1 protein-coding gene is annotated in these 1,024 nt (G+C 61.2%); it reads right to left on the bottom strand.

What is annotated here, in order from left to right:
• Positions 1–1,024, bottom strand: a 1,024-nt coding sequence (locus tag FVQ81_18670) for a hypothetical protein (GenBank protein ID MBW7998554.1), incomplete at both ends; no start/stop codon positions are given.

Raw genomic sequence — 1,024 nt, 5'->3', positions numbered from 1 at the left:
AGCGGTTGACCTCGGGCCACCATTCCGGCGGCACGGCGGAACTCTTGGCGTTGAAACTGCTGATATGCCATTTCAGGGACTGGTCGAAAATATAGCGGACCTCTTCCAGGCCGTAGCCCCGCCTGCGCCAGGAGAGAAGGGTTCCGCAGATTTCCAGGCTGATCGGTGCTTTCTTCCAGGCGTGCTCCATGCCGAATTCGATAATCCCCTGCGGGTAGTAATCCCACATATGGGTCCAGCCGCCCTGGTCCTTGGCCCAGAACCCCAGGTCGCCGATACAGTCCACCCTCCAGCCGACATCGGCCCGGGAGATACCGTATTTATTAGTCTCCGGGTCGGTGAGCAGCATCGAGAGGTGAGTGTTGGGGAACGCATCGATATAGGCGTCCACCAGCGCCTCGCGGGTCTGCCGGGTCATGTCCCGGCTACCGCCGCCCTCGCCCCACCAGCCGACTATCGAGAGGTCGACCAGCTCCAGGTCCGGGTGGCCGTCGTAACGGCGGCCCAGGTCGCGGACCATGTCGGTATAGTATTTTACGTAGCGGGGATCGTTGGCCGGCACGCGCCAGCGGGGAGATTCCTTGAGCGAGTCCGGCTCCTCGGGACCGAAAATACTGCGGACCCACGAAGGCACGTCGCGCTCGGGCCCGGTCCCATAGGGCGCGATCCGCAGGATAAGAGTCTGGCCCCGTTCGGCGGCTGTTTTAAGCACCTTGTCGATCAGCGGCCAGTTGTACTGATCGTCCGCGTCCGGTTCGATAAATTTCCAGTAGACGCGATGGTAAGCCAGCGTGGTCGCCGGGTGGTCGGGATTGGTCAGGTCGCCGTCGAATTCCTGGTACTCGATTGGGAAACCCTCGGTCCAGCCGCTGCCGGAGTTGAGCGTATCTCCGTTGAACCGCTGGAAAGTCATGAACCCGATACCTGGATTATTGAGCACGTCGTCGATTTCCACCGGCCGCACCAGAGTGGTATCCGGGTACTTGTCCTGAGCCGCCAGAATGGAGAAACTCAAGAGGCAGAG

The sequence above is a fragment of the Candidatus Glassbacteria bacterium genome, assembly GCA_019456185.1.
Taxonomy (GTDB): Bacteria; Gemmatimonadota; Glassbacteria; order GWA2-58-10; family GWA2-58-10; genus JAJRTS01.
This window is presented reverse-complemented; position numbering and strand designations above follow the sequence as displayed.